Here is a 25377-nt window from a genome sequence, read left to right on the forward strand (position 1 = left end):
GGAAAGGATCTCATCCAATAAGCGTCTGTGAACGAACCCCGAGAGCCCTTCTCATCTTTCTCCATCGGTGTTCGAGGTGCCTTCTAAATAGACGTCGAGATATTGTCCGGTGACAGCTTCCGGTGTGAAGCTGGCTGCAAAGTCAGGCCGAGGCGGAAAAGTCTGCTTCCATTTAGGTGCTTCACTGACGGCCTGCTTCATCAGTTCGGCCAGTTTGTAGTGGTCACTTGGCTCGTACGAGCCGAGTGTCGTCGAGAAATGAGAGATTTCTGGTATTCCGCCGGCGGTAGAGCAAATGGTCGCGCGTCCGGCATTGATGCTTTCTATCAGTGTCCGCGGCAATGGCTCAGGCCAAACCGAGCTAATCAGGCAAACATCCACGGCCGAGTAAAATTCCGCCGACTTTACGAAGCCAAGCCATTTGATCCTCGGATTATCATACCGTCCCTTCAGCTCTCTCACGTAATCTTCGAGGCCCTTTCCGGCGATTTTGAGTTGCCAGCCCGAATCTGGGAGCAGAGAGACCGCTTTAAGGACGACTTCGATGCCCTTTTCGGGCTCGATCCGGCCGATGAAGCCGAAAGTCAGGTCGGCGTCCGGAGACCGCGGGGCAAGTCCCGCGCTGGCGTCCGCGATGTTGTAGACCACCTTGCGAGGTGCGCCCGGGAAGAAGCCGACTTTCAGGTGCCGGTCCAGTACGTACTGGCTGTTGGAGACCACCGCATCGACCATGCGCGAGGCGTAGAGATATGGCATGGTCATCGTCTTGCATGCCAGGCAGCGCTCCTTGCACGTGTCGCCATTGCTGAAAAGCGTGGACCGTTTGCAGATCAGCGAGTAGTCGCGCAGCGTATGGACGACGCGGATGTTGCGGCGCTTGGCCTCCGCCCACAGCGACACGGAGAATCCGGTCAGATTGTTGGTGTGAACGACGTCCGGCTTCTCGGTGTCGAGAATCGCGCCAAAGCGCTTGGCGGCACGCCTGTTCCAGGTATCCCGCAGGTGCCATCGCAGTCGCTCGAGCCTTGGTGGCTTCCGCGTCTGTCCAAACGGCCAGTATGTATTATCGATCTGCACACGGTAGGTGCGGATGCCGTTGCGATCCCCGACCGAGACTTCGCCCGCTTTCTGCAGGCAGACGACGGCGACCTGGTGGCCATTGCGCATGAGGGCTTCTGCGAGCAGCGATACCGATACCTCCGCTCCGCCCATGACGTCGGGAGGATAGAGGGTGTTCACGATAAGTATCTTCAACGATCGCCTCGTACGTTGATCGATGACGGGGATACACCTCGCTTGCCACGCAATAGCTGGATCTGCAATCGCATTCGAGCCCACAACGGCGTGAATGATCATGCCGGAACGGAGCCGAAATAGTCACACAATATTCAAGAAGCGGGCCATGACGTCCTGCCCGGACCTTCGCGAGCAGCGAGATTCGGGCAGGCGAGCGTATCGAGCGTGGCCGTTACTTGGAGTTGACCACGACGCTGGAGATGTTCGACGCGTTAGTTGTAGCTGCGTCCAGCGGGGCCATGAGCTTGATGAATTCGGTCGACGGCGATTCAGCGACCGAGATTACGTCGTGGTCGCGCATCCTGAACGTGTCAGCCTGGAACCAGCCGTCCGGCTTGCTCATGTCGAACTTGTAGACGGCCGGAATGGTCTTGGTCGGGAACTGCGACACGTCGACACCGATCTGCTGGAGCAGCGGCTTCGGCTCGAAGCGATAGACATAGATCGACTTGGAATCGGCCCGGGACCCGTCGAGACCGCCGGCCTTCGCGAGCGCTTCGGCCAGCGACATGTTGTCGTTCTCGAAGGTGAAGCGGCGGTTGTTGGTGCCGCCGATCGAACCCGGCGACGGCGTCGAGCCGAACGCCATGTACACCCTGGGAATGCGGGTGAGGAAGACGACGTCGCCCGGAGCCAGCAGCACGTCCTCGCTGGGATGATGCACGACCGACGACATCGACTCGTTGTAGGTGCGTCCTTCGCGCTTGATCGTGATCGTGCTCTCGTAGGACGGATATTTCGGGCCGCCGGCGCGTGCAATCGCGCCCATCAGGCGGATGCCGCCCGGGTCGACCGGGAAGCGCTGCGGCGAGTTGACTTCGCCGAGCACGCTGATCTGGTTGCCGCGCTGCTCTGCGACGCTCACGACCGCCTGCGGATCAATGGCGCGATCCTTGAGGCGTTCGCGGATGATGTTCGAGACGGCGCGCGGCGTCAGTCCGGAGACCTTGACCGATCCGGCGTAGGGGATGTTGATGTTGCCGGACTGGTCGACCTGCTGGCGCGGGATGTCGACGAAGTTGCCCGGCCTCACGCCGGCTTCGCGCGGAATGAACAGGCCGCCGGCCTGGGCTTCGTAGACGGTCACGATGACGATGTCCCCGACGCCGATCGTGACGTCGCGGTAATTGCCGCCGGGGAGGCGGGAGAACAGCAGCCCGGCGCTGTCTGTAAACCCATTGGTCACCTGCAGCACGGCCGGATTGACCGGCATCAGCGCATAGGCAAGCGGCGCGGTCGGCTCGGTGACCAGCGCGGCATTTGTTTGCGTGGAAACGGCATCGGGAGCGTCTAACGGAATGAAGCCCCCGCAGCCGGTCAGGGAGAAGCTGATCGCAGCAACGGCCAGAATCCGGCTAATCCCGAAATCCGAATGAGTTTGTTCGGTCGTAGCCAATGTCATCCCTCGCACACACCTAAAATCTGAATTACCGTAGCAACTGTCCAGCTACTGAGTCACTGCTGCGTCTTCGTGATTATGGTAAAGCACTCATGGCTGTGACCTTATTGCCACTTGTGAACCAGCGTACACGTGCAATCAACTGGTCAAATCCTGTGCGAGACGCGCTCTTTTCTAAGCAACTCGCAAATTAGACATGCCGGTGTCAGATCGGTGTCACGATTGAGGCCTCGGTTCATCCGGTAAGCGGCGCGCGAGCTCGACCGGCGCATTCGACAGCATCTCTGCGATGTGGTGCCGACGTAAACTCCAGGTGTCGAATTCGAATCAGAGCGTACCCTGCGCTGTAGTTTCGCGGGTCCTGCTGTGGGCTCGGCTGTGGCCCGTCAGGATCTGCATCGACATTTCCGTGACGGATTCCGCCTCCGTTAACGCTTAGATCTGGAAGCTCGCGTCCGTAAGGTCTTCCTAATCCCGATCCGGCTAGGTGTCGGGCAAACAAAAGGGAAGGCGAAGACGATGTTGCAAACCGGGCTGTTCGCGGCCGGCTTTCTCATCTGTGCGATGGCCATCATGCTCGCGATCACGTGGTCGTTCTCTGATCAACGCGTCATCGATACCGATCTGGCGCAGGGCGACGCCCACCGGATGGCCTGATCGACAGGTCTCTACGGTCGCAGGTTGTTCGAGAAATCGGACTGCAGCTTGGCCCTGCCAGCCTCGCTTTCGTCCAATTGCAGGACGTCGACATAGACCTGGCTCAGGTTGCGATGGGTCTGCTCGATGTCGTAGAGGCGGGTGAAACGCTCATATCCGGCCCGGCCGACCGCGGGCAGATCGAGCCTGGTTGCGCGCTTGAATCCTTCAACCAACTGTTCGGGCGAGACTTCGTCGCACAGCACGCCCGTGGTGCCGTCTTCGACGATTTCCGGCAGAGCGCCGATGCGGAATGCGATGATCGGCTTGGCCGCCCGCATCGCCTCGATGGCGACGAGGCCAAATGCCTCCCAGCGCGACGGAATCGCCACCATGTCTGCCTGATCCAGTTCGCCCTCGATCTGGTCGCGGTCCATCCAGCCCAGCAGCGCGACGTTGGAGGGCAGGTCGCTTCTCCGGAATTTGCTGACGACCGAGGCGCCGATGAGGCGCACATCCAGCGTGTCTCCGAGCGCGCGGGCCGCCTCGATCAGGAGATCATATCCCTTCTGGCGATCGAGGCGTCCGATGAACAGGACCTTGATCTTCTCCGACCGCCATGATGCTGCGCGTGTGTCGAGCGTGGGGCGATGCCTGGAAATCCCGTTGTGTACGAGGACGAGGCGTTTTGCCGCAATTCCGACCCGCCTTGCATCGACCTGCTCGCTCTCGGAGATGCAGACGATGCGATGGGTCAGCTTCGACAACGCGAGTTCGGTGAACTCAGTGACGGCGCGGCTAAGACGGCCCGTCTCCCGGCCAAAGGCCCATCCGTGCGGGCAATAGATGATGCGCGAGCGCCGGTAGGTCAGCCACAGCACCGGCCGCACCACAAGCCCGGCGAACGACGAGTGCAGGTGAATGATGTCCGGCCGCTGCTGCCGGACCGCGCGCATCGTTGCGGACAGCATGGCAAACAGGCCCTTGGCGTTGCGGCCGTCGCGCGGGAAGGTGGTGACGGCCTCATCCTCGACGTTGACCAGGTCGTCGCGATGGTCGGACGGAACGACATAGCTGACGTTGCCGCGCCCGAAGCTCGCGCTCTGATGCGGATGAAGCTCGTTGAGGTAGGTTGCGATGCCGCCTCTCACCGTTTCGGCAACATGCAGAACCTTCAGGCCGCTGGACAACGGTCGATCCTTCCCTGTCTTGCAGAGACCATTTGTAGCGTCTCCAAGCAGCAATATTTGGGCCGCGTCATCGTAGCGCTCCGCCGGAGGTTGCCTGCGGAGCCGATTTGGCGAGCACATCGAGCATGGCTACGGCCGATTTGGTCCACGAATATGTCGCGAGCCGCTCCCGCTGCTTCTCTTGTTCCGCCGGCGAAATCCTGCCGAGATCAATTCTTTCGTGCATCCGTGCCGACAACTCGCCTGGGTTGAGTGGGTCGAAATAGACGGCAGCGTCAGCGCAGGTCTCGCGAACGGCCTCCGCGGAACTCGCAATGACCGGGCAGGCGAAGTACATCGCCTCCAGGGGTGGGATGCCGAAGCCCTCGTAGAGACTCGGAAACACGAAAGCTGCAGCACGGGCGAAGAGTGCGGCGACTTCCTCGTCCTTGAGGCGGCCGGCGATGACGATTCCGGCTTTCGACTCGGCCGCGCGGCCGCCAAAGACCTTGCTGTTGTCGCCTCCGACCACGACCAGCGGAAAATCCGTGCGGCCGAGCCGCTCGGCCGCACCAATGGCCGTGTCGACATTCTTGTTCTTCGTCATCGAGCCGACAAAGAGGAAGAAGCGGTAAGGTTCGAGGCGCAGGGATTCGATGATCGAGTAATCGGGCTCGACCGACGCGAAGTGTTCTGCACTGTTTGGAACGATGGGAATCGATGCAGGATCCAGCGAGAACACCCGGGCAAGTTCGTTGCGTGAGAACGCGGAAACTGTTGCAATGGTTGCAGTGCGTGCCAGCAAATGGCCGAGCGATCGATGCAAGGCGAGATATTGCCAACTGAAGAAGTCCGGCCGTTTGAACACTTGCGCGTCGTGAATCACGACGAGATGGTCGCGGTGGAGCACCGGACCGGAATTGGCGAGGCTGACGAGGCGCGTGCCGGCGGCCGCGCGCGCCAGATCGATCTGGTCCCACGCGTGCCCGCGCAGAGTTCCGACTTGCCTGACCTTGATCCGGCCAAGACCGGCGAGCGTCTGTGCATTTGGTGGCACCAAAATCTGCCACTCCGCATCCAGGAGTTGCTGTGGCGCCTTGCCGCTCGTGAGCAGGCGGTCCATCGCTTTGACGATCTCGGCGGCATAGCGTTGCACGCCTGTCAGCGATTGTGTCAGGAACCTGCCGTTGATGGAGAGTTTCAAAGCCGATCTTTTTCTTTGCGCGTGTCTTGCGCGAACAATGCCTCAAGACTGGGCATCCGCGCGGAATGTACGGTCTATATGATCTCTAGCACATGCAGCGCTATCGTCCGAGCATCCTCGCAGCCGGATAGCATGCGTGGATGCATGATGCCATCATGTTTCCTACACATTTCGATGCGCTTACATGGACGAGCCTGACTCGATGATGTCGTCATCGTCAAAACCTTGCCTCTCTTGTCCCGGTCTGGCATTGCATTCGCGGAATGGACGAACGAGATGACAGCTTTGCGACCAGTGATCGTGACCGGCGCTGCCGGCTTTATCGGAATGCATGTTTGTGAACGGCTGTTGGCGCGTGGCGAGCAGGTCGTTGGTATCGATGCGTTCACGCCGTATTACGATCCGGCGCTGAAGCGCGCGCGCCTCGAAAAGCTCAAGCAACTTCCCGGCTTCAGCTTGCACGAGATCGACCTTGCGGATTTTGCCGCGGTGCTCCGCGTATTCGATGAAGTCGCGCCCGATCGGGTTGTTCACCTTGCGGCGCAGCCGGGCGTCCGCGCCTCGATCGACGATCCCATCACCAGCATTCGTGCCAATTGTGACGGCTTTGTCACCGTGCTAGAGGCCGGCCGGCGGCATGGTCTGACGCATCTCGTCTACGCCTCGTCGAGCTCGGTCTATGGCGCCAACCGCACCTTGCCGTATTCGACCGAGCAATCGGTGAACCATCCGGTCAGCCTTTATGCCGCGAGCAAGAAGGCCAACGAGCTGATGGCGCACACCTTTGCGCATGTTCACAAGCTTCCGGTGACCGGTCTTCGCTTCTTCACCGTCTACGGTCCATGGGGCCGGCCCGACATGGCCGCCTATCTGTTCACGCGTGCGATCTTCGCGAATGAGCCGATCAAGATTTTCAACAATGGCGACATGTGGCGCGACTTCACCTATGTCGATGACATCGTCGAAGGCGTGATCCGCACGCTCGATCGGCCCGCGACGCCGAATCCGGGGTGGAATGCCGAGCGGCCGGAGAATTCATCGAGCTACGCGCCGTATCGCGTTTACAACATCGGTAACAACAGGTCGGTGCAATTGCTCGAGTTCGTCGAGACACTCGAGAAGATCATTGGCAGGCCTGCGATCCGTCAGCTGCTGCCAATGCAGGCCGGCGATGTCCTGGAGACGCGTGCCGACATCTCCGAGCTCCAGCGCGACGTCGGCTTCTCGCCGTCGACGTCGCTCGCGGATGGCTTGGGCCGCTTTGTCGAATGGTATCGAATGTATCATCTTGTATAATCTCTCACATGAGTAGCTCGCACGTGTCTCAAAAAATTATCCCCCTGATCATGTGCGGCGGTGCCGGCACGCGGCTGTGGCCGGCTTCGCGCGAGGTGCGCCCGAAGCAGTTCCTGCCGCTGTTCGGCGCGCGCTCGACCTTCCAGGACACGCTCTCGCGCGTCTCGGACGCCGCGCTGTTCGATCGCCCCATCGTCATCACCAATGCATCCTATCGCTTCATGGTGCTGGAGCAGCTTGCCGAGATCGGCATCGAGGCCGACGTGATCCTCGAGCCGATGCGGCGCGACTCCGGTCCCGCGATCGCCGCCGGCGCGGTGTTCGCGCAAAATCGCACCAGTGAAGCGATCGTGCTCGCGCTCGCGGCCGACCATGTGGTGCAGGACAATGCCGCCTTCGTCGCCGCCTGCCGCGAAGGCCTCGTTGCCGCGAGCACGGGGCGCATCGTCACCTTCGGCGTCAAGCCGGAGCGGCCGGCGACCGAATACGGCTATATCAGCCCGGGTGAGGTGATCTCCGGTGAGGTGCACGCGGTCGCACGCTTCGTCGAGAAGCCGGATGCGGTGAAGGCCGCCGACTACGTCAATTCGGGCTATCTCTGGAACAGCGGCAACTTCATGTTCCCCGCGGCCCTGCTGCTCGACGAATATCGCAAGGTCGATGCGGCAAGCGTGGAGGCGGTCTCCAACGCTGTGGCCAATGCGGGGCGCGATCTCGGCTTCGTGACGCTGGAGCCGCGGGCCTTCGGCGCGGCGAAGGCGATCTCGATCGACTATGCGGTGATGGAGAAGACCTCGCGCGCAGCCGTGGTGCCGGTGTCCTGCGGCTGGTCCGACGTCGGCTCCTGGCGCGCGGTGTGGGAGCTGTCCGACAAGGACACGCAAGGCAACGCGGCGCACGGCACCGCCGTGTTCGAGGATTCGCGCAACTGCAACGTCACGAGCGATCATGCACTGGTCGCGCTCGAAGGTGTCGATGACCTCGTCGTCGTGGCAACCGCGGATGCGGTGCTGGTCTCGCGGCAGAAGGACGCCAATGGCCTCAAGCGCCTCGTGACCAAGCTGAAGGCGGTCGCACCGAAGGTCACCGAGGAGCATCTCAAGGTGCATCGGCCCTGGGGCAGCTACCAGTCGGTCGACAATGGCGAGCGCCACCAGGTCAAGCGCATCGTGGTCAAGCCGGGCGGGCGGCTGTCGCTGCAGAAGCATCATCACCGCGCCGAGCACTGGATCGTGGTGCGTGGTGCCGCCCGCGTCACCGTCAACGAGACCGTGAAGATGGTGCACGAGAACGAGTCGATCTACATCCCGATGGGCGCCGTCCACCGGATGGAGAATCCCGGCAAGATCATGCTGGAACTGATCGAGGTCCAGACCGGCTCCTATCTCGGGGAAGACGACATCATCCGGATTGAAGACGACTATCAACGCTCTTGAAGGATCTTTGCTGCCGTCTTCTTAGGCGAGCCCTCTGATAGAAAATAAGGTAGGGTGTTCAGTAGAACATCCGTCTTCAATGGAAAGAGTTTTTGATGCGAATCGCGATGATCGGCACGGGTTATGTCGGACTGGTGTCCGGAGCCTGCTTTGCGGATTTCGGTCACGACGTCACCTGCGTCGACAAGGACGAGAAGAAGATCGCTAGCCTGCATCGTGGCGAGATTCCGATCTACGAGCCGGGCCTCGACGAGCTGGTCGCGACCAACGTGAAGGCCAAGCGCCTGAGCTTCACTACTGACCTGTCGAAGCCGGTGGCGGATGCCGATGCTGTATTCATCGCAGTCGGCACACCGTCGCGTCGCGGCGATGGCCATGCCGATCTCTCCTACGTCTACGCCGCCGCGAAGGAGATCGCGCATTCGCTGTCCGGCTTCACCGTCGTGGTGACGAAATCGACCGTGCCGGTCGGCACCGGTGACGAGGTCGAGCGCATCATCCGCGAGGCCAATCCCAAGGCGGACGTCGTGGTCGCCTCCAACCCCGAGTTCCTGCGCGAGGGCGCGGCGATCCGCGACTTCAAATTCCCCGATCGCGTCGTCGTCGGCACGTCCGACGAACGCGGCCGCAAGGTGATGGGCGATATCTACCGCCCGCTATCGCTGAACCAGGCGCCGCTGATGTTCACCGCGCGCCGCACCGCCGAGATGATCAAATACGCTGCCAACGCGTTCCTCGCGACCAAGATCACCTTCATCAACGAGATCGCGGATCTCTCCGAGAAGGTCGGCGCCAACGTGCAGGAGGTCGCACGCGGCATTGGGCTGGACAACCGCATCGGCACAAAATTCCTGCACGCCGGTCCGGGCTTCGGCGGCTCCTGCTTCCCGAAGGACACCAAGGCGCTGATCAAGATCGCGCAGGATTACGACGTGAGCTTGCGCATCGTCGAATCCGTGCTGGCGGTCAACGAGAACCGCAAGCGCGCGATGGCGCGGAAAGTGAGCCAGGCGCTCGGCGGCTCGCTGCGTGGCAAGACCATTGCCGTGCTCGGCCTCACCTTCAAGCCTGATACCGACGACATGCGCGACGCGCCGTCGATTCCGCTGGTGACCGGCCTCCTCGACATGGGCGCGAAGGTGAAGGCGTTCGATCCGGTCGGTATGGAGCAGGCCAAGAGCGAGCTGCCCAGCATCGCCTATAGCGAGGATGCGTATTCCTGTGCTGAAGGCGCCGATGCGCTGGTCGTCGTCACCGAATGGGTGCAGTTCCGTGGTCTCGATCTCGACCGCCTGAAGAACGTCATGGCGCAGCCCGTCGTCGTCGACCTCCGCAACATCTTCAGCCCTGAAGACATGGCTGCCGCCGGCTTCGTTTATGAAAGCGTGGGACGGCCGTCCCAAGCCTAGCACGGCAATGCACCGCTGAATTTTTGCGGCCTTTCGCTCGCCCCGTCCCGAGGCGAGCGAAATCGCTTCCAATGCGGTATGGTTCGCTCGCATGAGGCCGAACCCTTTGGGCGTCAGCCTTGTTACTGCGATGGTGACTGCCATGACCGACGACACGCACACGATCCGCAGTGGCGGGCTCACCGCGACCATCAAGGCGCACGGCGCCGAGATGTGCTCGCTCAAGCACAAGGACGGGATCGAATTCGTCTGGCAGGCAGGTCCCGCCTGGGCGCGCCATGCGCCGCTGCTGTTTCCAATCGTCGGGCGCCTCGCCAATGACGAAATGCTGCATCGGGGCAAGACCTACCGGATGACCCAGCATGGCTTTGCGCGCGACAGCCTTTTTGTCTGGGGGGAGCGTGGCGAGAGCCGATGCGCGCTCGTGCTTGAGGACAGCGAGGCGACGCGTGCGCTCTATCCGTTCGCGTTTCGGCTGACGGCGGCCTATGCGCTCGATGAGTCCGGTCTCGACCTCTCGCTCACGGTCACCAACACCGGCAAGGAGACATTGCCGGCGTCGCTCGGAGGCCATCCCGCTTTCAACTGGCCGCTTCAGGCCGGAGTGCCGAAGAAGAGTTACGCGCTGACGTTCACGAACGACGAGCCGTCTCCGGTTCGCCGTGTCGAGGGCGGACTCCTGCTCGCGGCAATGGATCCGAGCCCCGTCCGAGGCACTGTGCTGCCTCTGTCGGAAGCCCTGTTCGCCAACGATGCCGTCATTATCGATCCCGTCAACAGCGATGCGGTCCGCTATGCGGCCGGAACGGGCGCCGGACCCTGGCTTAAAATGTCATGGCGTGGCTTCCGCGAGCTCGGTGTCTGGTCGAAACCCACGGGCGCGCCGTTTCTCTGCATCGAACCCTGGCACGGCTATGCCAGCCCCAAAGACTTCGACGGCGAATTCAGCGACAAGCCAGGCCTGATGCACATCGCACCCGGCGCGGAAGAAGAGATGTCTTACCGGATCGAGGTCGGAGCGTCCTGAGGTCGATCACACGGCGGCGCTGCGGCCGTTCAGTGCAACACGTGCGGCGGTGACGGATTGTACGCGCGCCGCCTTACACCGTGACCTATACTATCGTGTGCGGGCGCTTTGATCCGTGATGATTTGTCGCGTCGCCCCCGCGAGCTCGTCGTCGACCGCGTAGAGCGTGCAGGTCGGCGACCGTTTCATGCAGGCCGCGAGTGAATCGCGTTGCGCATCGTCCACGGTGTTGCGTCCCGAACGCCAGCCGTAGCCGCCATTGGGCGACACCGCAAAAGCCTTGTGCGGCATGGTGCTGGCGAGATAGCGCGCGAACTCGGCTTTCGCCGCGTCACTGAAATGGCCCGGCGGCGGCAGCGGATCGGGCGGGCTCAGCATGTCGTGAGCGAGCCCGCGCTCGCGCAGGAAGGCGTCGACATAGGGCGTCCATTGCGGGCGGGCCACGACGGAATAGAGATAGTGGCCGTCATCGCCGTAAGGCGGCGCCGCGATGAATTTTGCATGACCGCCATTGCCGCGAAACCCATCGTAAAGGCGGCGCGCCAGATCGGGACCGAAATAGGAATCGTTGGTCGCGTAGACCCACAGCATCGGCACGCGCGAGGTCTTGCCGAAGCTGGCGAAGGCCTGCACCAGGCCATCTTCGTTGCAAACTTCGTCATCGTCGCGCGAGCCACGGCCGCCGGCGAAGCTGATCGCGGCGACGAGGCCGGGCGGCGGCTCTGCGGTCAGCGCGACGGTGGCGAGCCCGCCGGCGGAATGGCCGGCTGCGATCATGCCCGTCGTGGTGACGTCGGCCCGGCGCGCCATCGCGTCGATCGCCGCGCGCAAATCCGCCACCGCAATGGCGGCCGCCGGCAGATAGGCGGCGTTGGCACAGCCGCCGACGCTATCGGCTCGGCCGCCGGGCGAGCCGCCGTAACCGCGCCGCATTACGATCAGGGCGGCGAAACCGCGGCGGGCATATTCCAGCGCAATGCCGTAATATTTATGCGCAGACATGGTCGCGCGGTCGTCGAAACTGCGCGGCGAGCCGTGGCTGAGCAGCGCGAGCGGATAGCGCCTGGTCCCGGCCGGGCGAACCAGAAACGCCTCCAGCCCCTGCGGCCCGGCCTCCGCCATCGGGATGCGCAGATCCTCGGTGTAGAACTGGGCGCCGCGCGCCGGCGCGCCGGCCAGGGTAAGGCCCACGGCGAGGCAGGCGATCAGAATAAGCAAGAGCCTGTGAAGCCGCGCCATGTGCCTTCTCGAAAACACCCGATCAAAACCAGACCATAGCACGATCTCAGGAACAGCTCCCCATCGCGCGTGTTGTGGTTTGGCGCGAGCCCATCCGATGCTATGGTGTGGCGCAATCTCTGGTCGACAGGACGAGGATATTTCAGTGGCTGATGTTCATCCCGCGGCGGGCAAGCTGGTTTCGCCGGACGCGCTCGCCAACATTCCACGGCTCGTGACGGCCTATTTCGCCAACAGGCCGGATGCGGCGGACCCGGCGCAGCGGGTGGCGTTCGGGACGTCAGGCCATCGCGGCACCTCGTTCAAGAACACCTTCAACGAGGGCCACATCCTCGCGACCACGCAGGCGATCTGCGACTACAGACAGGAAAAGGGGCTGACCGGACCGCTCTTCATCGGCATCGACACCCATGCGCTGGCTGAGCCTGCGCTCGCAAGTGCCGTCGAGGTGTTCGCGGCGAACGGCGTCGACATCATGATCGACAAGGACGGCGGCTACACGCCGACGCCGGTGATTTCGCACGCGATCCTGACCTACAACAAGGGCCGCACCTCGGGTCTGGCTGACGGCGTCGTCGTCACGCCCTCGCACAATCCGCCCGAGGATGGCGGCTACAAATACAATCCGCCGCATGGCGGCCCGGCTGATACCGACGCGACCTCCGTCGTCGAGAAGCGCGCCAACGCCTATCTTGCCGACGGCCTGAAGGGCGTGAAGCGCATCGACTATGCCAGGGCGCTGAAATCATCGACCGTCCACGCCTATGACTACATCACGCCTTACGTGGCCGATCTCGGTAATGTCGTCGATCTCGAGCTCGTCAAATCCGCCGGCATCAATATCGGCATCGACCCGCTCGGCGGCGCCGCCGTGCATTACTGGCATCCGATCATCGCGCGCTATGGCCTCAAGGCCACCGTCGTGAACGAGGCGATCGATCCGACCTTCCGCTTCATGACCGTGGACTGGGACGGCAAGATCCGCATGGACTGCTCCTCGCCTTACGCGATGGCAAGCCTGATCGCAATGCGCGACCGTTTTGACGTCGCCTTTGCCAACGACACCGACGCCGACCGTCACGGCATCGTCACGCGCACCGGCGGGTTGATGAACCCGAACCATTATCTGGCGACCGCGATCTCCTATCTGTTCGCGCACCGACCGAACTGGGGTGGGAGTGCTGCGATCGGCAAGACCGTGGTATCGAGCTCGATCATCGACCGTGTCGCGAAAAAACTCGGCCGCAAGCTGGTGGAGACGCCGGTCGGCTTCAAATGGTTCGTCGACGGCCTCCTCACCGGCAGTTTCGGCTTCGGCGGCGAGGAGAGCGCAGGGGCCTCGTTCCTGCGCCGCGACGGCGGGGTCTGGACCACCGACAAGGACGGCATCATCCTTGGCCTGCTCGCCGCCGAGATCATGGCCAAGACCGGCCGCGACCCGAGCCAGCTGTTTGGCGATCTCACTGCCGAACTCGGCGTGCCCCATTACGCCCGCATCGACGTCGCCGCCACGGCGCCGCAGAAGAACATCCTGAAATCCGTCACGCCCGAGCAGCTCGGCCTGAAGGATCTCGCCGGCGATCCGGTTCGCTCAACGCTGAGCAAGGCGCCCGGCAACGGCCAGCCGTTCGGCGGCATCAAGGTCGAGACCGATTTCGGCTGGTTCGCGGCGCGGCCGTCCGGCACCGAGGACGTCTACAAGATCTACGCGGAAAGTTTTCGCAGCACCGAGCACCTGAAGCGGATTCAGGAAGAAGCCCAGGCGGGGCTCGCGAAGGTGTTCGGGGCGTAAGCCTGAGCCCAGTACGCCTCCCGGGCTGCCTCGCTCCGAGGAAGTATTTGCCACATCCTCCGCCGCCATCACCCGCGAAAGCGGGTGATCCAGTACGCCGCGGCCAGAGTTATGCGAACCAATGGCCGCTGCGGAGTACTGGATTCCCGCTTTCGCGGGGAATGACCCAGGGGTACCATATGTATACATAATGTTGATAATGGGTAATTGGATACGCCAATTCTGGCCTTGAACGATTTCATCCCTCTGCTATTGTATACATAACGCATACATAAGCTCTGGGAGATCGCCGGTGACAAAACCCTTCCCGATGAATGCCTGGTACGCCGCCGCGTGGGACGCCGAGGTGAAGCCGGCGCTGCTGCCTCGGACGATCTGCGGCAAGCACGTCGTGATGTACCGCAAGGCCGATGGCGCGGTGACCGCGCTGGAGGATGCCTGCTGGCACCGCCTGGTGCCGCTGTCCAAGGGCCGGCTCGAAGGCGACACCGTCGTCTGCGGCTACCACGGCCTCAAATACAATGCGCAGGGCCGCTGCACCTTCATGCCCTCGCAGGAGACCATCAACCCGTCGGCCTGCGTGCGCGCCTATCCCGTGGTCGAGCGTCACCGCTACATCTGGCTCTGGATGGGCGATCCGGCGCTCGCCGATCCCGCGCTCGTGCCCGACATGCACTGGAATCACGATCCGGCCTGGGCCGGCGACGGCAAGACCATCCGTGTCAATTGCGACTACCGTCTCGTGCTCGACAATCTCATGGACCTCACCCACGAGACCTTTGTGCACGGTTCCTCCATCGGCAATGACGCGGTCGCCGAAGCGCCGTTCGACGTCACTCATGGCGAGAAGACGGTGACGGTGACGCGCTGGATGCGCGGCATCGAGGCGCCGCCGTTCTGGGCGAAGCAACTCGGCAAGCCCGGCCTCGTCGACCGCTGGCAGATCATCCGCTTCGAAGCCCCGTGCACCATCGCGATCGACGTCGGCGTGGCGCCGACAGGCACCGGCGCGCCCGAAGGCGACCGCTCGCAGGGCGTCAACGGCTTCGTGCTCAATACCGTCACGCCGGAGACCGAGAAGACCTGCCACTATTTCTGGGCCTTCGTCCGCAACCACCAGATCGGCGAGCAGCGCATCACCACCGAGATCCGCGAAGGCGTCTCCGGCATCTTCCGCGAGGACGAGCTGATCCTGGAAGCGCAGCAGCGCGCGATCGACGAAAACCCGGATCGCATCTTCTACAACCTCAACATCGACGCCGGCGCGATGTGGACGCGCAAGCTGATCGACAAGATGGTGGCAAAGGAAAACGCGCCGACGCATCTCCAGGCCGCGGAGTAGGGCAAGTGAAAGCAGCGCCCGAGCGCGAGGTCGATCGCTCCGTCTCGCAGACCGTGAAGGCGCAGCTCGCGCTGCGCGACCAGATCCTGTCGGGCGCGTTGCGGCCGGGCGAGCGCATCTCGGAGCTCCAGGCGGTGGAGACCACGGGCGCCTCGCGCACGCCGGTGCGTATGGCGCTGGTGCGGCTGGAGGAGGAGGGGCTGCTCGAAGCGATCCCCTCCGGCGGCTTCATGGTGAAGGCGTTTTCGGAGCGCGACATCTCCGATTCCATCGAGCTGCGCGGCACGCTCGAAGGCCTCGCCGCGCGCTTTGCCGCCGAGCGCGGCGTCTCCGCGCGCGAGCTCGAGCCGCTGAAGGAGTGCCTTGCCGCGATCGACGAGCTGCTGCGCCAGGTGCCGATCTCGATCGAGGCCTTCTCGTCCTATGTCGCGCTGAACGCGCGCTTCCACGCGCTGCTCACCGAATTGTCGCGCAGCCCGCCCTTGATCCGCCAGATCGACCGTGCCTCCGCGCTGCCGTTCGCCTCGCCCAGCGGTTTTGTGATGGCGCAGTCGGCATTGCCGGAAGCGCAGCAGATCCTGATCATCGGACAGGAGCACCACCGCGTCGTGATCGACGCCATCGAGAACCGCGAGGGTGCGCGCGCCGAAGCCGTGATGCGCGAGCACGCGCGGCTCGCCGTGCGAAACCTGCGCCTGGCCTTGCGCAACCGCACCCATCTCGACCTCTTGCCGGCGCTCGCGCTGATCAAGACCGCAACCGATTGAGGGCACCATGCGCTTCATCGAAACCTGGATTCCGGCGACGCTCGTCTCGACCCGCGATCTTTCGCCCGGCATCCGCGAATTCCTCATCCGGCCCGACCAGTTCGACGGCGCCGCGTATCCGGTCGGCAGCCACATCAATGTCGGCGTGACCATCGATGGCCAGCCCGAGACGCGCTCATATTCTCTGGTCGGCGAAGCCTCGTCGCAAGGCTTGCGGATCGCGGTGCGTCGCGCCGAGGATTCCCGCGGCGGCTCGCGCTACATGTGGCAGCTGGCGCCAGGCGCGCGGCTCGACATCACGCGGCCGGCCTCGCTCGTCGCAGTCGACTGGACGCGCGACCACTATTGCCTGATCGCCGGCGGCATCGGCATCACCCCGATCATCGGCGCCGCGCAGGCGCTGGCGCGCCGCGGCGCCGACGTCACGCTGCACTACGCCGTGCGCGGGCGCGCTGACGCCGCCTATCTCGACGATCTCGCCAACCTGCTCGGTGACCGCCTGGTCGTTCATGCCAGCGATGAAGGAAAACGGCTCGAGCTCGACACGCTGTTCGCGTCGCTGCCGCAGGGCACACTGGCGCTGTTCTGCGGCCCGATGCGCATGCTCGATGCCGCGCGCCACGCCTGGATCGGCGCCGGCCATCCGCTCCCCGATCTCCGTTACGAGACCTTCGGCTCCAGCGGCACGCTGCCGACCGAAACGTTTCGCGTGCGCCTGAAGGGGTCCAATGTCGAGCTCGAAATCCCGCGCGAGCGTTCGATGCTGGATGTGCTCAACGCCAGCGGCCACGAAGTGATGTACGACTGCAAGCGCGGCGAATGCGGCCTCTGCGCCATCGACGTCGTCGCTGTCGACGGCGAGATCGACCATCGCGACGTCTTCTTCAGCGACCACCAGAAGCAAAGTAACGAAAAGATCTGCGCCTGCGTGTCACGTGCGCGGGGCACCATCACGGTGGACACGCTGCTGCGGGCGGATGCGGTTTGACCGGGCCTGGCGCGGTTCAGTTCGTCTGAGCGTGTCGGCTGGCCGATTAGGACTCATCCAGTGCGCAACACGGCTGTTATCGTGAAGAGGGGAGGCTGCGATTGACTGTCGCGCCACGGACCGGTTCGAGCGTGCCCGCTCGCAATGCCGCCCGCCTCTCGACGACTGCGTGGTCGAACAATTCGAGCACCAGACCAAAGGCGGCAAGTTCCTCTTCCTCGATGGCGCCGTCATCGTAGCACTCGAGCGTTTGGCCGATGATGACGTCGACCTCGCGTTGCATCGCGAAAAGTTTCTGGTCGGATTCCGCGGTGCGCACCTCGGAAACCATAGCCAGGATTCTGTTGCGGTGGCCGGTGTTTTCGTCCCTTTCATCCCGATTCAAATAATGGCGCAGCCAGGCGATGGCCGAACCGATCCCGGAGAGCAGCAGGAGCGCAAACCAGAAGTAATCGCCGTACCTGTCGAGGAAGGTGCGTTCAGTGCCGTCGATGACGGCTGCAGCTCCGCGATGCACCTGCAACTCGGCGTCCCGCTCGGTGTCCGGCTTGGCGATGTGCGCAACGCCCGGCGCTTGGCGGGCAATCACCTGACGAACGGCGAACAGCTGTCGGAAAAATGCAGCAACAGTGGTTTCGGACAAGGCCTTTTGCGCCATGATGAGGTGGTTGACGCTGATCGTCTCGACTTTGTCATCCGGCCAGGCCGGCTCCGCATTGAATACGCTGGGTGGAATTTCTTCGGACTCATAACGCGGGTGCTTCAGGGCGATGGCCTCTGACGCATCGATCGCGAGAAACTTCGGTTTGCCTCGTGCCCGGGCCGTCGCAGCGATGGCGCTCGAGGTGATCTTGCTGTCGAGCGGACCGACCGCCATAAATGCATCGAGGGTCGGGTCGCGCGCCAGCTCCTCGATCTGATCCGTGCCAAACTGCGTCACCGCGACCTTGTCCGCCTCCACCCCGGAGGCGCTCAGGATCACCCGAAGCAACGTGGCGTTCGCCGGCGTCCGGCCGATCACGCCGACCCTGTGCCCTGCGAGATCGGAGATCTCCTTGATTGTTGCCGGCCTTTTCTTGGAGGTCCTGGTCGCGCGTTCGGAAGGTGTCCAGAGCACGACGAAGTTCTTGCGCAGGACCGCCACGACTTGAGCATCAGCAGGCATCTCCAGATCGCCACGACCCACCGCAAGTTGGGCCTTGCCAGAACCAAGCAGAGCGAGAGCTTCGACCGCACCGCCGGTGGTGATCACAGACAGCCGCACTGTCCTGCTTTCGCTGGCGAAAGCCGCGGCGGCGGCCTGAACTACCTTGTGGTCATCGCTTCCGTCCGGCCCGACGGCAATCTGGAGCGTCGCCGGCCGCAACACGTAAAACAGGGCGCCCGCTGCGGCGCAAAAGACCAGAAATCCAACCGCCAAGATCAGCAGTAGGGTACTGCCCCTTCTGCGCCGCCGGCGGGTTGCGTCACTGGTTGCACTTGTATCATCAGACGAGGACATTTCCGCTCCAGTCGGAGATCAAGAGCTTGCAGGGTTCTGCGTTCCACGACAAGCTTCACATCGGGGAAGGTGTGCAGCGACCGGAAAGCCCGTATGCGCTTACCGGTTATTCTCCGATGCGGCTGAGCCGATTGTAAGGCAGCTAAAATCACCGCCCCAATTGCTTCGGGTCGTAATAGAACCGCTCCTCGATCAGCTGATCGCCCCGCCAGGTCTGCCACGCGATCTCGTCGAGTGTCCGCGTCCCACCTTCGGCATTCGTGAAGCTGAACGACCAGCGTGTCGCGACATGGTCGCCCTCGATCAGGCTCGGCCCGATACGAACGGCCTTGACCTCTTTGAAGGCCGCCAGCACGCCGCGCTCCTTGGCGACGAGCTTGTCGCGGCCGACCGTCGGGGCGGCGTCGTTCTCGTAGGTCGCGGCATCGGGCGTGTAGAATTGCTCGATTGCGCCGACGAAATCTCCCTCCTCCAGGCGCTTCGCAAAGGCTTCGACGATGTCACGGCGCGGCATGGCGTACCTCACGATTAAAACCGACTGCTAGTCGGTAAATACCGACTGGTAGTCGAAAAGTCAACTGGCCGCGTGAGGCGAATTCGATTACAGCGGGGGTGAGTTTAAATCGATGCGAGCCAAGAACTCGGAACACCTCTCCCGGAGGGAGAGGTCGGATCGCATCGTAAGATGCGATCCGGGTGAGGGGTTACAGCCTCACCGAATGTTGCGGCCCCTCACCCGGATTGCACTGGACGATGCTTCGCATCGCCAGGCGCAATCCGACCTCTCCCCCCCGCTGGGGAGAGGTGGAGACGAGACCCATGGCGAAACAGGCGGAGCGGCGGGCGGCGACGACAGAGGCGATCCTGACGGCGGCGCGCCGGTTGTTCGGGACGCAAGGCTTTGTCGCGACGACGATGGACGAGATCGCGGAAGGCGCCGGCATCGCCAAGGGCGCGGTCTATCATCACTTCAAGACCAAGGAGGCGGTGTTCGAAGCGGTATTCGACCTCGTCTCGCGCGATCTCGTGGTCGAGATCGACAGCGCCGCGCGTGCCGAGAAGGATGTACTGGCCGCGATGGTCGCCGGCACCCAGCATTATTTTGCCGCGACCGCCAAGGGCCCGACCGGCCAGATCATCCTGCGCGACGGTCCGGCCGTGCTCGGCTGGGAGCGCTGGCGCGAGATCGATGCGCAGCATTTTGGCGGCAAGATGCCGCGCGCGCTATCGGTGGCGATGGAGGCCGGTCTCATCACAAAGCAGCCGGTCGAGCCGCTGGCGCGGTTGCTGCTCGGTGCGGTGACGGAGGCCGCGGTCGCCTGCGCCGGGCGCGCCGATATCGCAAGGGCGGGCGCGGAATATGCCCGTGCGTTCAAGTCGCTGGTCGAGGCGCTGCGCGTCGCTGCATGATTGTGCTGGGGCGTGAACCCATAAGTTCGAGCGGCCGATGCGGGGAAGACGCCACTAATCCTTCTTTGCTGGAAATTGATCAGGGAATTGTGCTCTGCCGTAAGCCTCCATTCCTCGCGCGTTGACGATGCCGCTGAAGACGCGCGCATCATCTTGCGGCACCTTAAAGCGAGCCATCGTTCCGGCGACGCGCCCTGTCATTGCCTTTAGGACGGCATCCGGTTCTTCGCCTCCTGCCCTCCTACGTCCTTCCGCCGAAATTCTCGAATAGAAAGCCGCGGTCACTTGAGAAACGACAATATCTTGCGCCATGCATGCTTCCAGTTGAGGCGTCAACGCCGTGGCGTGCGCAAGTTCACGCTTATAGCATGCGTCTATGGCAGCAAACGCACCGTCTGATCCGCCCTTTTTCTGGATCGTTCCAATCTCGGCTGCTGCCTTCTCAATATTGCTCACCCGGTCGGGTACAGCCTTCTGTGCCGCGACATTGGTACCGAGGATAGCCAGGGCGAAAGCTGTCCCCGCCGTCGTTGTCCATTTCATGGGTCGTCTTCCGCGAAAATCAAGAATCAGGTGTATTGGTGTCAGCGTACAAGCAGAAGTACTTATCACCACGCTCACGTAGGAAATATGAAGGAGGCCAGCACTTCTGCCATGGTCAATCGCGTCGGTCTTGGCGCGCCCCTGACATTTCCGGTTAGGGGTATCTCGGAAGGCTCCCTGGCGCGCATCTGGGTGCGTGCTAATCAGTCCACGGCCTAGGTGCCCCCTCTCGGAAACACCTACAACAACCAACAACAAGAACCGATCAACATGAACGCAAATTCCGCCCTCGCACCGTCCGATCCCGAGTTCGACTATATCATCGTGGGTGCCGGCTCTGCCGGCTGCGTGCTCGCCAACCGTCTGTCCGCGAACGGCAAGCACAGCGTGCTTTTGCTAGAGGCAGGACCTAAGGATTCCAACATCTGGATCCACGTGCCGCTCGGCTACGGAAAGCTGTTCAAGGACAAGACCGTCAACTGGATGTACCAGACCGAGCCGGAGCCCGAACTGAAGGGGCGCCAGGTGTTCCAGCCGCGCGGCAAGACGCTGGGCGGATCGAGCTCGATCAACGGCCTGCTCTATGTCCGCGGCCAGCACGAGGATTACGACCGCTGGCGCCAGCACGGCAATGCCGGCTGGGGCTTTGACGACGTGCTGCCCTATTTCAAGAAGGCCGAGAACCAGACGCGCGGCGCCGATCAATATCACGGCACCGGCGGGCCGCTGCCGGTCTCCAACATGGTCGTGACCGATCCGCTGTCGAAGGCCTTCATCGACGCCGCGGTCGAGACCGGTTTGCCCTACAATCCCGATTTCAACGGCGCCACGCAGGAAGGCGTCGGCCTGTTCCAGACCACCACGCGCAACGGCCGTCGCGCCTCGACGGCGGTGGCCTATCTCGGCCCTGCGAAGGCGCGCGCCAATCTCAAGATCGAGACCGAGGCGCTCGGCCAGCGCGTGCTGTTCGAGGGCCGCCGCGCGGTCGGCCTCGAGTACCGGCAAGGCGCCAATGTGCGCCGCGCCCGCGCACGCAGGGAGATCGTGCTGTCGAGCGGTGCCTACAACTCGCCGCAGCTCTTGCAGCTCTCCGGCGTCGGGCCTGCCGATCTCTTGCACAAGCATGGCATCGAAATCGTGCTCGATGCCCAAGGCGTCGGCCACGATCTCCAGGACCACATGCAGGTCCGCATCGTGATGCGCTGCTCGCAGAGGATCACGCTCAACGACACCGTCAACAATCCGCTCCGCCGCACGCTCGCCGGCGCGCGCTATGCGCTGTTCAGGAAAGGCTGGCTGACGATCGCGGCCGGCACAGCGGGCGCGTTCTTCAAGACCAATCCGCGGCTGGCTTCGCCCGACATCCAGGTGCACTTCCTGCCGTTCTCGACCGACAAGATGGGCGAGAGGCTGCATGATTTTTCCGGCTTCACGGCGTCGGTGTGCCAGCTTCGTCCCGAGAGCCGTGGCTCACTGCGCATCAGGAGCGCGGACCCGACCGTGCCGCCGGAGATCCGTATCAATTACATGTCGACCGAGACCGACCGCACCACCAATGTCGAGGGCATCAAGATCCTGCGCAAGATCTTGAACGCGCCGGCGATGAAGCCGTTCGTGGTCAGCGAGTACGATCCCGGGGCGAAGGTATCCTCGGACGCCGAGCTGCTGGATTATTGCCGCGAGCGCGGCAGCACCATCTACCATCCGACCTCGACCTGTCGTATGGGCAATGATGCGCTCGCGGTGGTGGACCAGCGGCTGAAGGTGAGGGGGCTCGAAGCCTTGCGCGTCGTCGACGGTTCGATCATGCCGGACCTCGTCTCGGGGAACACCAACGCGCCGATCATCATGATCGCGGAGAAGGCGTCCGATATGATATTGGAGGACGCGCGGTAGAGCATGATCCGGAAAAGTGGGAAGCGGTTTTCCGATAAGATCATGCTCAAATAAAACGACGCGCTTGAGAGGATTTGAACTTGGCTATGCGATTCAAGATCGGCACCCGCAAGAGCGCGATGGCGCTGGCACAGACGGACGAGATCGCTCGCCGCCTGACTGCCGCCATGCCCGGTCTCGATGTCGAGATCGTCAAGTTCGACACCACGGGCGATCTCGACCAGACCAGCAAGCTCTTGCCCCATGGCGGCAAGGGCGGCGCCTTCGTCGCGCAGATCCGCGCCGCGGTGCTCTCGGGCGAATTGCAGGCGGCGATGCATTCGCTGAAGGACATGCCTGGGAACGAGGACACGCCCGGCCTCGTCATCGGCGCCACGCTGTCGCGCGATCCGCCCGGCGACGCGCTGGTGCTGCGCGACGGCGTCACGCTGGAAGCGCTGCGCCAGTCGTGCGGCAGGGGTTTTAAAATTGGCACCAACGCCGTCCGCCGCGCCGCCTATGCGCGACGGTTGTTTCCGGACGTGGAGGTGATTCACTTCCGCGGCGCCGCCGACACGCGCGTGCGAAAACTCGACAATGGCGAGATGCAGCGTCTGCCGGATGGCGGCGCGGTCGGGCCCGCGGATGCGTTGATCATGGCGCGTTCGGGTCTCGATCGCGTCGGTCTTTCCAGCCGCATTGCCTACGAATTCACCGCGGCCGAAATGCTGCCCGCAGCGGGGCAGGGCATCGTCGCCGTCGAATGCGCAGCGCAGGACTGGCAGACGCGGCAGATATTGTCATCGATCGACGATCCCGCAGCGCGTGCCTGCGCCGATGCCGAGCGTGAGGTGCTGTGGGTGCTGAACGGGCACTGCAATTCGCCGGTGGCGGGCTTCTCGACCATATCAGGCGATCAGATGTCGCTCGCGGCGTCTGTGCTCGACCTCTCCGGCAACACCATCATCGAAGCCTCGCGCACAGGCCCCGCCAATCGCCCGCGTGAGCTCGGCCGAGCGGTGGGACTGGATCTGCTGGACAAGGGCGCCGCCGAGATCATCGAGCGCAGCCGGCCGCGGTAGAGCGTGACCCCACCAGCCCGGTACATGGGGCGGATCCGCGCCGTCAACAGCGGACGTCGATGATGCATAAGCGAGTGTCCGCCACGGGCCAACAGCAGTCGTCAGCCGACACTCGCGACACTGCGTCGCGCGACCGCGATAGCCCGAGCTGCAATCCCCGTCATCTTGATACATCTGGGCGATTAGCCTTGGCGAGTACCTCGTCCCATGGCGGCTGCGGAGGAAAAATCTCACCCAGAAATTCGATGAAGGCCTTCACGTTCGGATTGCCTCGTCGGCTTTCCGGCCATAGTGCGGTGATGTTGGTTCTTGGAACGGCGAAATTTCGCAACACTGGGACAAGCTCATTTCGTCGCACATAGGGAGCAGCGACATAGGTGGGCGTGACGCCGATGCCACCTCCTGACGCGATGATGGTGGCAACAGCGTCGCTGAGATCGGTGATGATGGCGGCATCGGGAACGATCTCAAGCAAGCGATCACCGACGAGGAAGGGCCAGCCAAACGCCTGTCCCGAACTCTGGAAGCGAAAGTTTACACAGTCATGGTTGATGAGCTCGTCAGGATGAGCTGGCGCACCGCGCCGGGCCAGATAGTCGGGGGAAGCAAAAGCGCAGATGCGATGTGGCGCCAGTTGCCGGGAGATCAGCCTGGTATCAGCAAGATCGCCGACGCGAATCGCGACGTCGATGCCTTCCTCGATAAGGTCGACGAGACGGTCGCCCAGACGTAAATCGATCATGAGTTTTGGGTAACGCTCGCGAAAACGCGGTAGTGCCGGCGAGAGAATATGGACGCCGATTGGCAGGGGCGCCGCAATCCTCAAAGCGCCTGCAGGTTCGGAACGCGCCGCCACTGCGGCCTGCTCAATCGCGTCCGCCTCACGCAAAAGCCGGAGCGCCCGCTCGTGCAAGTCCCGCCCTTCGGATGTCAGCGTGAGCGAGCGCGTGGTGCGGCTGAACAGGCGCAGCCCGAGGTGTTGCTCCAACCGTTGCACGCTTTTGCTGACCGCCGAGGGCGAGACGCCGAGCGCACGAGCGGCGGCGGTATAACTGCCCAGGGAGCCGGCGCGGGCAAAAGCGATAAGGCCGGTAAGCCGGTCGAGGCTGATTTGTTCCATGATGGAATAATACAACCGCTTATTGGCCCAATTATCAAGCTAAACCCAAGCGTCTAGTCTTCATGTCATCGGCAGCGCATAGGGCGCCGCCCCTGAAGGGACTGAACTCCATGACCAATTTTGACTCCAACACCCTTAAAGATCGCAGCGTCGTTATCTTCGGCGGCACATCCGGCATCGGGCTCGCTGCGGCCCAGCAGGCCAAGGCAGCCGGCGCCAAGGTCATCGTAGTTGGCTTCGATGCCAAAGGAGCGGAACGGGTTGCCTCCGAGAATGGTTTCGTCGGCTGGCGTGCTGCAGATGTGACCAAACCTGAAACGATCGCCGCAGCGCTTGCCGATATCTCCCACGTCGACCATCTCGTTCTACTCGCCGGCAGCTTCGTCGCCGGCAGGGCTCTGGAGGCGGACGTCGCTTATCTGCATCGCGCCTTTGACGAGCGCATCTGGGCGGCTGTTTATGCGCTGCGCAGTCTCGGGGACCGGCTCGCTGCCAACGGATCGGTTACGTTCATTTCGGGCGCCTTGGCCGATCGACCTAACGCATATGGCACTGCAGTGCTCGCTGCGGCCTCGGCGGCTATGGAAGCCTTCGCCCGTGGCCTCGTCCTGGAACTGGCGCCACGCCGCGTGAATACCTTGTCGCCTGGGACGATCGACACGCCTCTCCTCGCACGCACACTCGGCGAAGGCCGCGACGCTTACGTGACGGCGCTCAAGGAGAAACTGCCGGTCCACCGCCTTGGTACCGCGCAGGAAGCCGGCAATGCTGTGGTTTTCCTGATGAGCAATGGGTTCATGAACGGAGAGACGCTTCATATCGACGGCGGCGCCCGTCTCATCTGAA

22 protein-coding genes are annotated in these 25377 nt (G+C 63.0%); 13 read left to right on the forward strand and 9 right to left on the reverse strand.

Going from position 1 to position 25377, the window contains the following annotated elements; all coding sequences use genetic code 11:
• Positions 1-51: 51 nt before the first annotated feature.
• Positions 52-1239 carry a glycosyltransferase family 4 protein gene (locus ACP2YP_RS09405; RefSeq protein ID WP_426423856.1) on the reverse strand — a complete coding sequence of 396 codons (1188 nt, stop codon included), beginning with the start codon at positions 1237-1239 and terminating at the stop codon, positions 52-54.
• A gap of 229 nt (positions 1240-1468) precedes the next feature.
• Complete coding sequence (locus tag ACP2YP_RS09410; RefSeq protein WP_426423858.1) at positions 1469-2698, reverse strand: polysaccharide biosynthesis/export family protein; 1230 nt, start codon at positions 2696-2698, stop codon at positions 1469-1471.
• 516 nt (positions 2699-3214) lie between these two features.
• On the opposite strand from ACP2YP_RS09410, the gene ACP2YP_RS09415 reads away from it, so the two are divergent.
• The gene (locus ACP2YP_RS09415; RefSeq protein WP_426423860.1) at positions 3215-3352 is read left to right on the forward strand and encodes a hypothetical protein; all 138 of its coding nucleotides are present in this window, start codon (positions 3215-3217) and stop codon (positions 3350-3352) included.
• 11 nt (positions 3353-3363) lie between these two features.
• Here ACP2YP_RS09415 and ACP2YP_RS09420 read toward each other — a convergent pair whose 3' ends face one another.
• Both ACP2YP_RS09420 and ACP2YP_RS09425 read right to left on the reverse strand, forming a co-directional pair.
• Entirely contained in the window at positions 3364-4521 is a 1158-nt protein-coding gene (locus ACP2YP_RS09420) for a glycosyltransferase family 4 protein (protein WP_426423861.1), read from the reverse strand.
• A 67-nt stretch (positions 4522-4588) separates the two neighbouring features.
• Entirely contained in the window at positions 4589-5704 is a 1116-nt protein-coding gene (locus ACP2YP_RS09425) for a glycosyltransferase family 4 protein (RefSeq protein WP_426423862.1), read from the reverse strand.
• A gap of 276 nt (positions 5705-5980) precedes the next feature.
• Between ACP2YP_RS09425 and ACP2YP_RS09430 the strand changes: the two genes are divergently transcribed.
• From ACP2YP_RS09430 to ACP2YP_RS09445, 4 genes are all read left to right on the forward strand, one after another.
• Positions 5981-7000, forward strand: coding sequence for an NAD-dependent epimerase (locus ACP2YP_RS09430; RefSeq protein WP_426423863.1), 1020 nt, complete (start codon positions 5981-5983; stop codon positions 6998-7000).
• Positions 7001-7023: 23 nt separating this feature from the next.
• Positions 7024-8436 carry a mannose-1-phosphate guanylyltransferase/mannose-6-phosphate isomerase gene (locus ACP2YP_RS09435; protein ID WP_426423864.1) on the forward strand — a complete coding sequence of 471 codons (1413 nt, stop codon included), beginning with the start codon at positions 7024-7026 and terminating at the stop codon, positions 8434-8436.
• Between the two features lie 95 nt (positions 8437-8531).
• Positions 8532-9845 (forward strand): UDP-glucose dehydrogenase family protein, encoded by a 1314-nt coding sequence (locus tag ACP2YP_RS09440; RefSeq protein ID WP_426423865.1) that lies wholly within the window; start codon positions 8532-8534, stop codon positions 9843-9845.
• A 142-nt stretch (positions 9846-9987) separates the two neighbouring features.
• Positions 9988-10872 (forward strand): aldose 1-epimerase family protein, encoded by an 885-nt coding sequence (locus ACP2YP_RS09445; protein WP_426423866.1) that lies wholly within the window; start codon positions 9988-9990, stop codon positions 10870-10872.
• Between the two features lie 90 nt (positions 10873-10962).
• Here the strand turns inward: ACP2YP_RS09445 and ACP2YP_RS09450 are convergent, their stop codons facing one another.
• Complete coding sequence (locus tag ACP2YP_RS09450) at positions 10963-12111, reverse strand: alpha/beta hydrolase family protein (RefSeq protein ID WP_426423867.1); 1149 nt, start codon at positions 12109-12111, stop codon at positions 10963-10965.
• Between the two features lie 145 nt (positions 12112-12256).
• On the opposite strand from ACP2YP_RS09450, the gene pgm reads away from it, so the two are divergent.
• From pgm to ACP2YP_RS09470, 4 genes are all read left to right on the forward strand, one after another.
• The gene (gene pgm, locus ACP2YP_RS09455) at positions 12257-13903 is read left to right on the forward strand and encodes a phosphoglucomutase (alpha-D-glucose-1,6-bisphosphate-dependent) (RefSeq protein WP_426423868.1); all 1647 of its coding nucleotides are present in this window, start codon (positions 12257-12259) and stop codon (positions 13901-13903) included.
• A 310-nt stretch (positions 13904-14213) separates the two neighbouring features.
• Positions 14214-15245: a Rieske 2Fe-2S domain-containing protein gene (locus ACP2YP_RS09460; protein ID WP_426426093.1), complete on the forward strand. Its 1032-nt coding sequence runs from the start codon at positions 14214-14216 to the stop codon at positions 15243-15245.
• Positions 15246-15250: 5 nt separating this feature from the next.
• The gene (locus tag ACP2YP_RS09465) at positions 15251-16012 is read left to right on the forward strand and encodes a GntR family transcriptional regulator (protein ID WP_270167514.1); all 762 of its coding nucleotides are present in this window, start codon (positions 15251-15253) and stop codon (positions 16010-16012) included.
• Between the two features lie 7 nt (positions 16013-16019).
• The gene (locus tag ACP2YP_RS09470; protein ID WP_426423869.1) at positions 16020-17000 is read left to right on the forward strand and encodes a PDR/VanB family oxidoreductase; all 981 of its coding nucleotides are present in this window, start codon (positions 16020-16022) and stop codon (positions 16998-17000) included.
• A gap of 76 nt (positions 17001-17076) precedes the next feature.
• On the opposite strand, the gene ACP2YP_RS09475 is transcribed toward ACP2YP_RS09470, so the two are convergent.
• Together ACP2YP_RS09475 and ACP2YP_RS09480 are read right to left on the reverse strand one after the other, a co-directional pair.
• Positions 17077-18501, reverse strand: a complete 1425-nt coding sequence (locus tag ACP2YP_RS09475; protein WP_426423870.1) for a TAXI family TRAP transporter solute-binding subunit — start codon at positions 18499-18501, stop codon at positions 17077-17079.
• 148 nt (positions 18502-18649) lie between these two features.
• Positions 18650-19015, reverse strand: coding sequence for a nuclear transport factor 2 family protein (locus ACP2YP_RS09480; protein ID WP_426423871.1), 366 nt, complete (start codon positions 19013-19015; stop codon positions 18650-18652).
• Between the two features lie 305 nt (positions 19016-19320).
• Here ACP2YP_RS09480 and ACP2YP_RS09485 point away from each other — a divergent pair, with 305 nt between their 5' ends.
• Positions 19321-19911, forward strand: coding sequence for a TetR/AcrR family transcriptional regulator (locus ACP2YP_RS09485; RefSeq protein ID WP_426423872.1), 591 nt, complete (start codon positions 19321-19323; stop codon positions 19909-19911).
• 54 nt (positions 19912-19965) lie between these two features.
• Here the strand turns inward: ACP2YP_RS09485 and ACP2YP_RS09490 are convergent, their stop codons facing one another.
• Positions 19966-20454, reverse strand: coding sequence for a hypothetical protein (locus ACP2YP_RS09490; RefSeq protein WP_426423873.1), 489 nt, complete (start codon positions 20452-20454; stop codon positions 19966-19968).
• Positions 20455-20724: 270 nt separating this feature from the next.
• On the opposite strand from ACP2YP_RS09490, the gene ACP2YP_RS09495 reads away from it, so the two are divergent.
• On the forward strand, positions 20725-22350 hold the full coding sequence (locus tag ACP2YP_RS09495; protein ID WP_426423874.1) for a GMC family oxidoreductase: 1626 nt from the start codon (positions 20725-20727) through the stop codon (positions 22348-22350).
• Between the two features lie 80 nt (positions 22351-22430).
• Positions 22431-23411, forward strand: a complete 981-nt coding sequence (gene hemC / locus ACP2YP_RS09500) for a hydroxymethylbilane synthase (RefSeq protein WP_426423875.1) — start codon at positions 22431-22433, stop codon at positions 23409-23411.
• A 160-nt stretch (positions 23412-23571) separates the two neighbouring features.
• Here the strand turns inward: hemC and ACP2YP_RS09505 are convergent, their stop codons facing one another.
• Positions 23572-24531, reverse strand: coding sequence for a LysR family transcriptional regulator (locus tag ACP2YP_RS09505; protein WP_426426094.1), 960 nt, complete (start codon positions 24529-24531; stop codon positions 23572-23574).
• A gap of 110 nt (positions 24532-24641) precedes the next feature.
• Here ACP2YP_RS09505 and ACP2YP_RS09510 point away from each other — a divergent pair, with 110 nt between their 5' ends.
• The gene (locus ACP2YP_RS09510) at positions 24642-25376 is read left to right on the forward strand and encodes an SDR family oxidoreductase (RefSeq protein ID WP_426423876.1); all 735 of its coding nucleotides are present in this window, start codon (positions 24642-24644) and stop codon (positions 25374-25376) included.
• The last annotated feature ends 1 nt before the right edge of the window (position 25377 follow it).

Origin of the sequence: Bradyrhizobium genosp. A, assembly GCF_049949275.1 — a bacterium.
Classification (GTDB): domain Bacteria; phylum Pseudomonadota; class Alphaproteobacteria; order Rhizobiales; family Xanthobacteraceae; genus Bradyrhizobium.

Excerpts from the sequence above, each read along its gene's own strand:
- ACP2YP_RS09490 (WP_426423873.1), bottom strand. The coding sequence starts at position 20,454 with ATGAAATGGACAACGACGGCGGGGACAGCTTTCGCCCTGGCTATCCTC.
- ACP2YP_RS09460 (WP_426426093.1), top strand. The coding sequence starts at position 14,214 with ATGAATGCCTGGTACGCCGCCGCGTGGGACGCCGAGGTGAAGCCGGCG.
- ACP2YP_RS09410 (WP_426423858.1), bottom strand. The coding sequence starts at position 2,698 with ATGACATTGGCTACGACCGAACAAACTCATTCGGATTTCGGGATTAGC.
- ACP2YP_RS09415 (WP_426423860.1), top strand. The coding sequence starts at position 3,215 with ATGTTGCAAACCGGGCTGTTCGCGGCCGGCTTTCTCATCTGTGCGATG.
- ACP2YP_RS09485 (WP_426423872.1), top strand. The coding sequence starts at position 19,321 with ATGGCGAAACAGGCGGAGCGGCGGGCGGCGACGACAGAGGCGATCCTG.
- ACP2YP_RS09480 (WP_426423871.1), bottom strand. The coding sequence starts at position 19,015 with ATGCCGCGCCGTGACATCGTCGAAGCCTTTGCGAAGCGCCTGGAGGAG.
- ACP2YP_RS09445 (WP_426423866.1), top strand. The coding sequence starts at position 9,988 with ATGACCGACGACACGCACACGATCCGCAGTGGCGGGCTCACCGCGACC.
- ACP2YP_RS09510 (WP_426423876.1), top strand. The coding sequence starts at position 24,642 with ATGACCAATTTTGACTCCAACACCCTTAAAGATCGCAGCGTCGTTATC.
- ACP2YP_RS09475 (WP_426423870.1), bottom strand. The coding sequence starts at position 18,501 with ATGTCCTCGTCTGATGATACAAGTGCAACCAGTGACGCAACCCGCCGG.
- ACP2YP_RS09505 (WP_426426094.1), bottom strand. The coding sequence starts at position 24,531 with ATGGAACAAATCAGCCTCGACCGGCTTACCGGCCTTATCGCTTTTGCC.
- ACP2YP_RS09440 (WP_426423865.1), top strand. The coding sequence starts at position 8,532 with ATGCGAATCGCGATGATCGGCACGGGTTATGTCGGACTGGTGTCCGGA.
- ACP2YP_RS09450 (WP_426423867.1), bottom strand. The coding sequence starts at position 12,111 with ATGGCGCGGCTTCACAGGCTCTTGCTTATTCTGATCGCCTGCCTCGCC.
- ACP2YP_RS09430 (WP_426423863.1), top strand. The coding sequence starts at position 5,981 with ATGACAGCTTTGCGACCAGTGATCGTGACCGGCGCTGCCGGCTTTATC.
- ACP2YP_RS09470 (WP_426423869.1), top strand. The coding sequence starts at position 16,020 with ATGCGCTTCATCGAAACCTGGATTCCGGCGACGCTCGTCTCGACCCGC.
- ACP2YP_RS09495 (WP_426423874.1), top strand. The coding sequence starts at position 20,725 with ATGAACGCAAATTCCGCCCTCGCACCGTCCGATCCCGAGTTCGACTAT.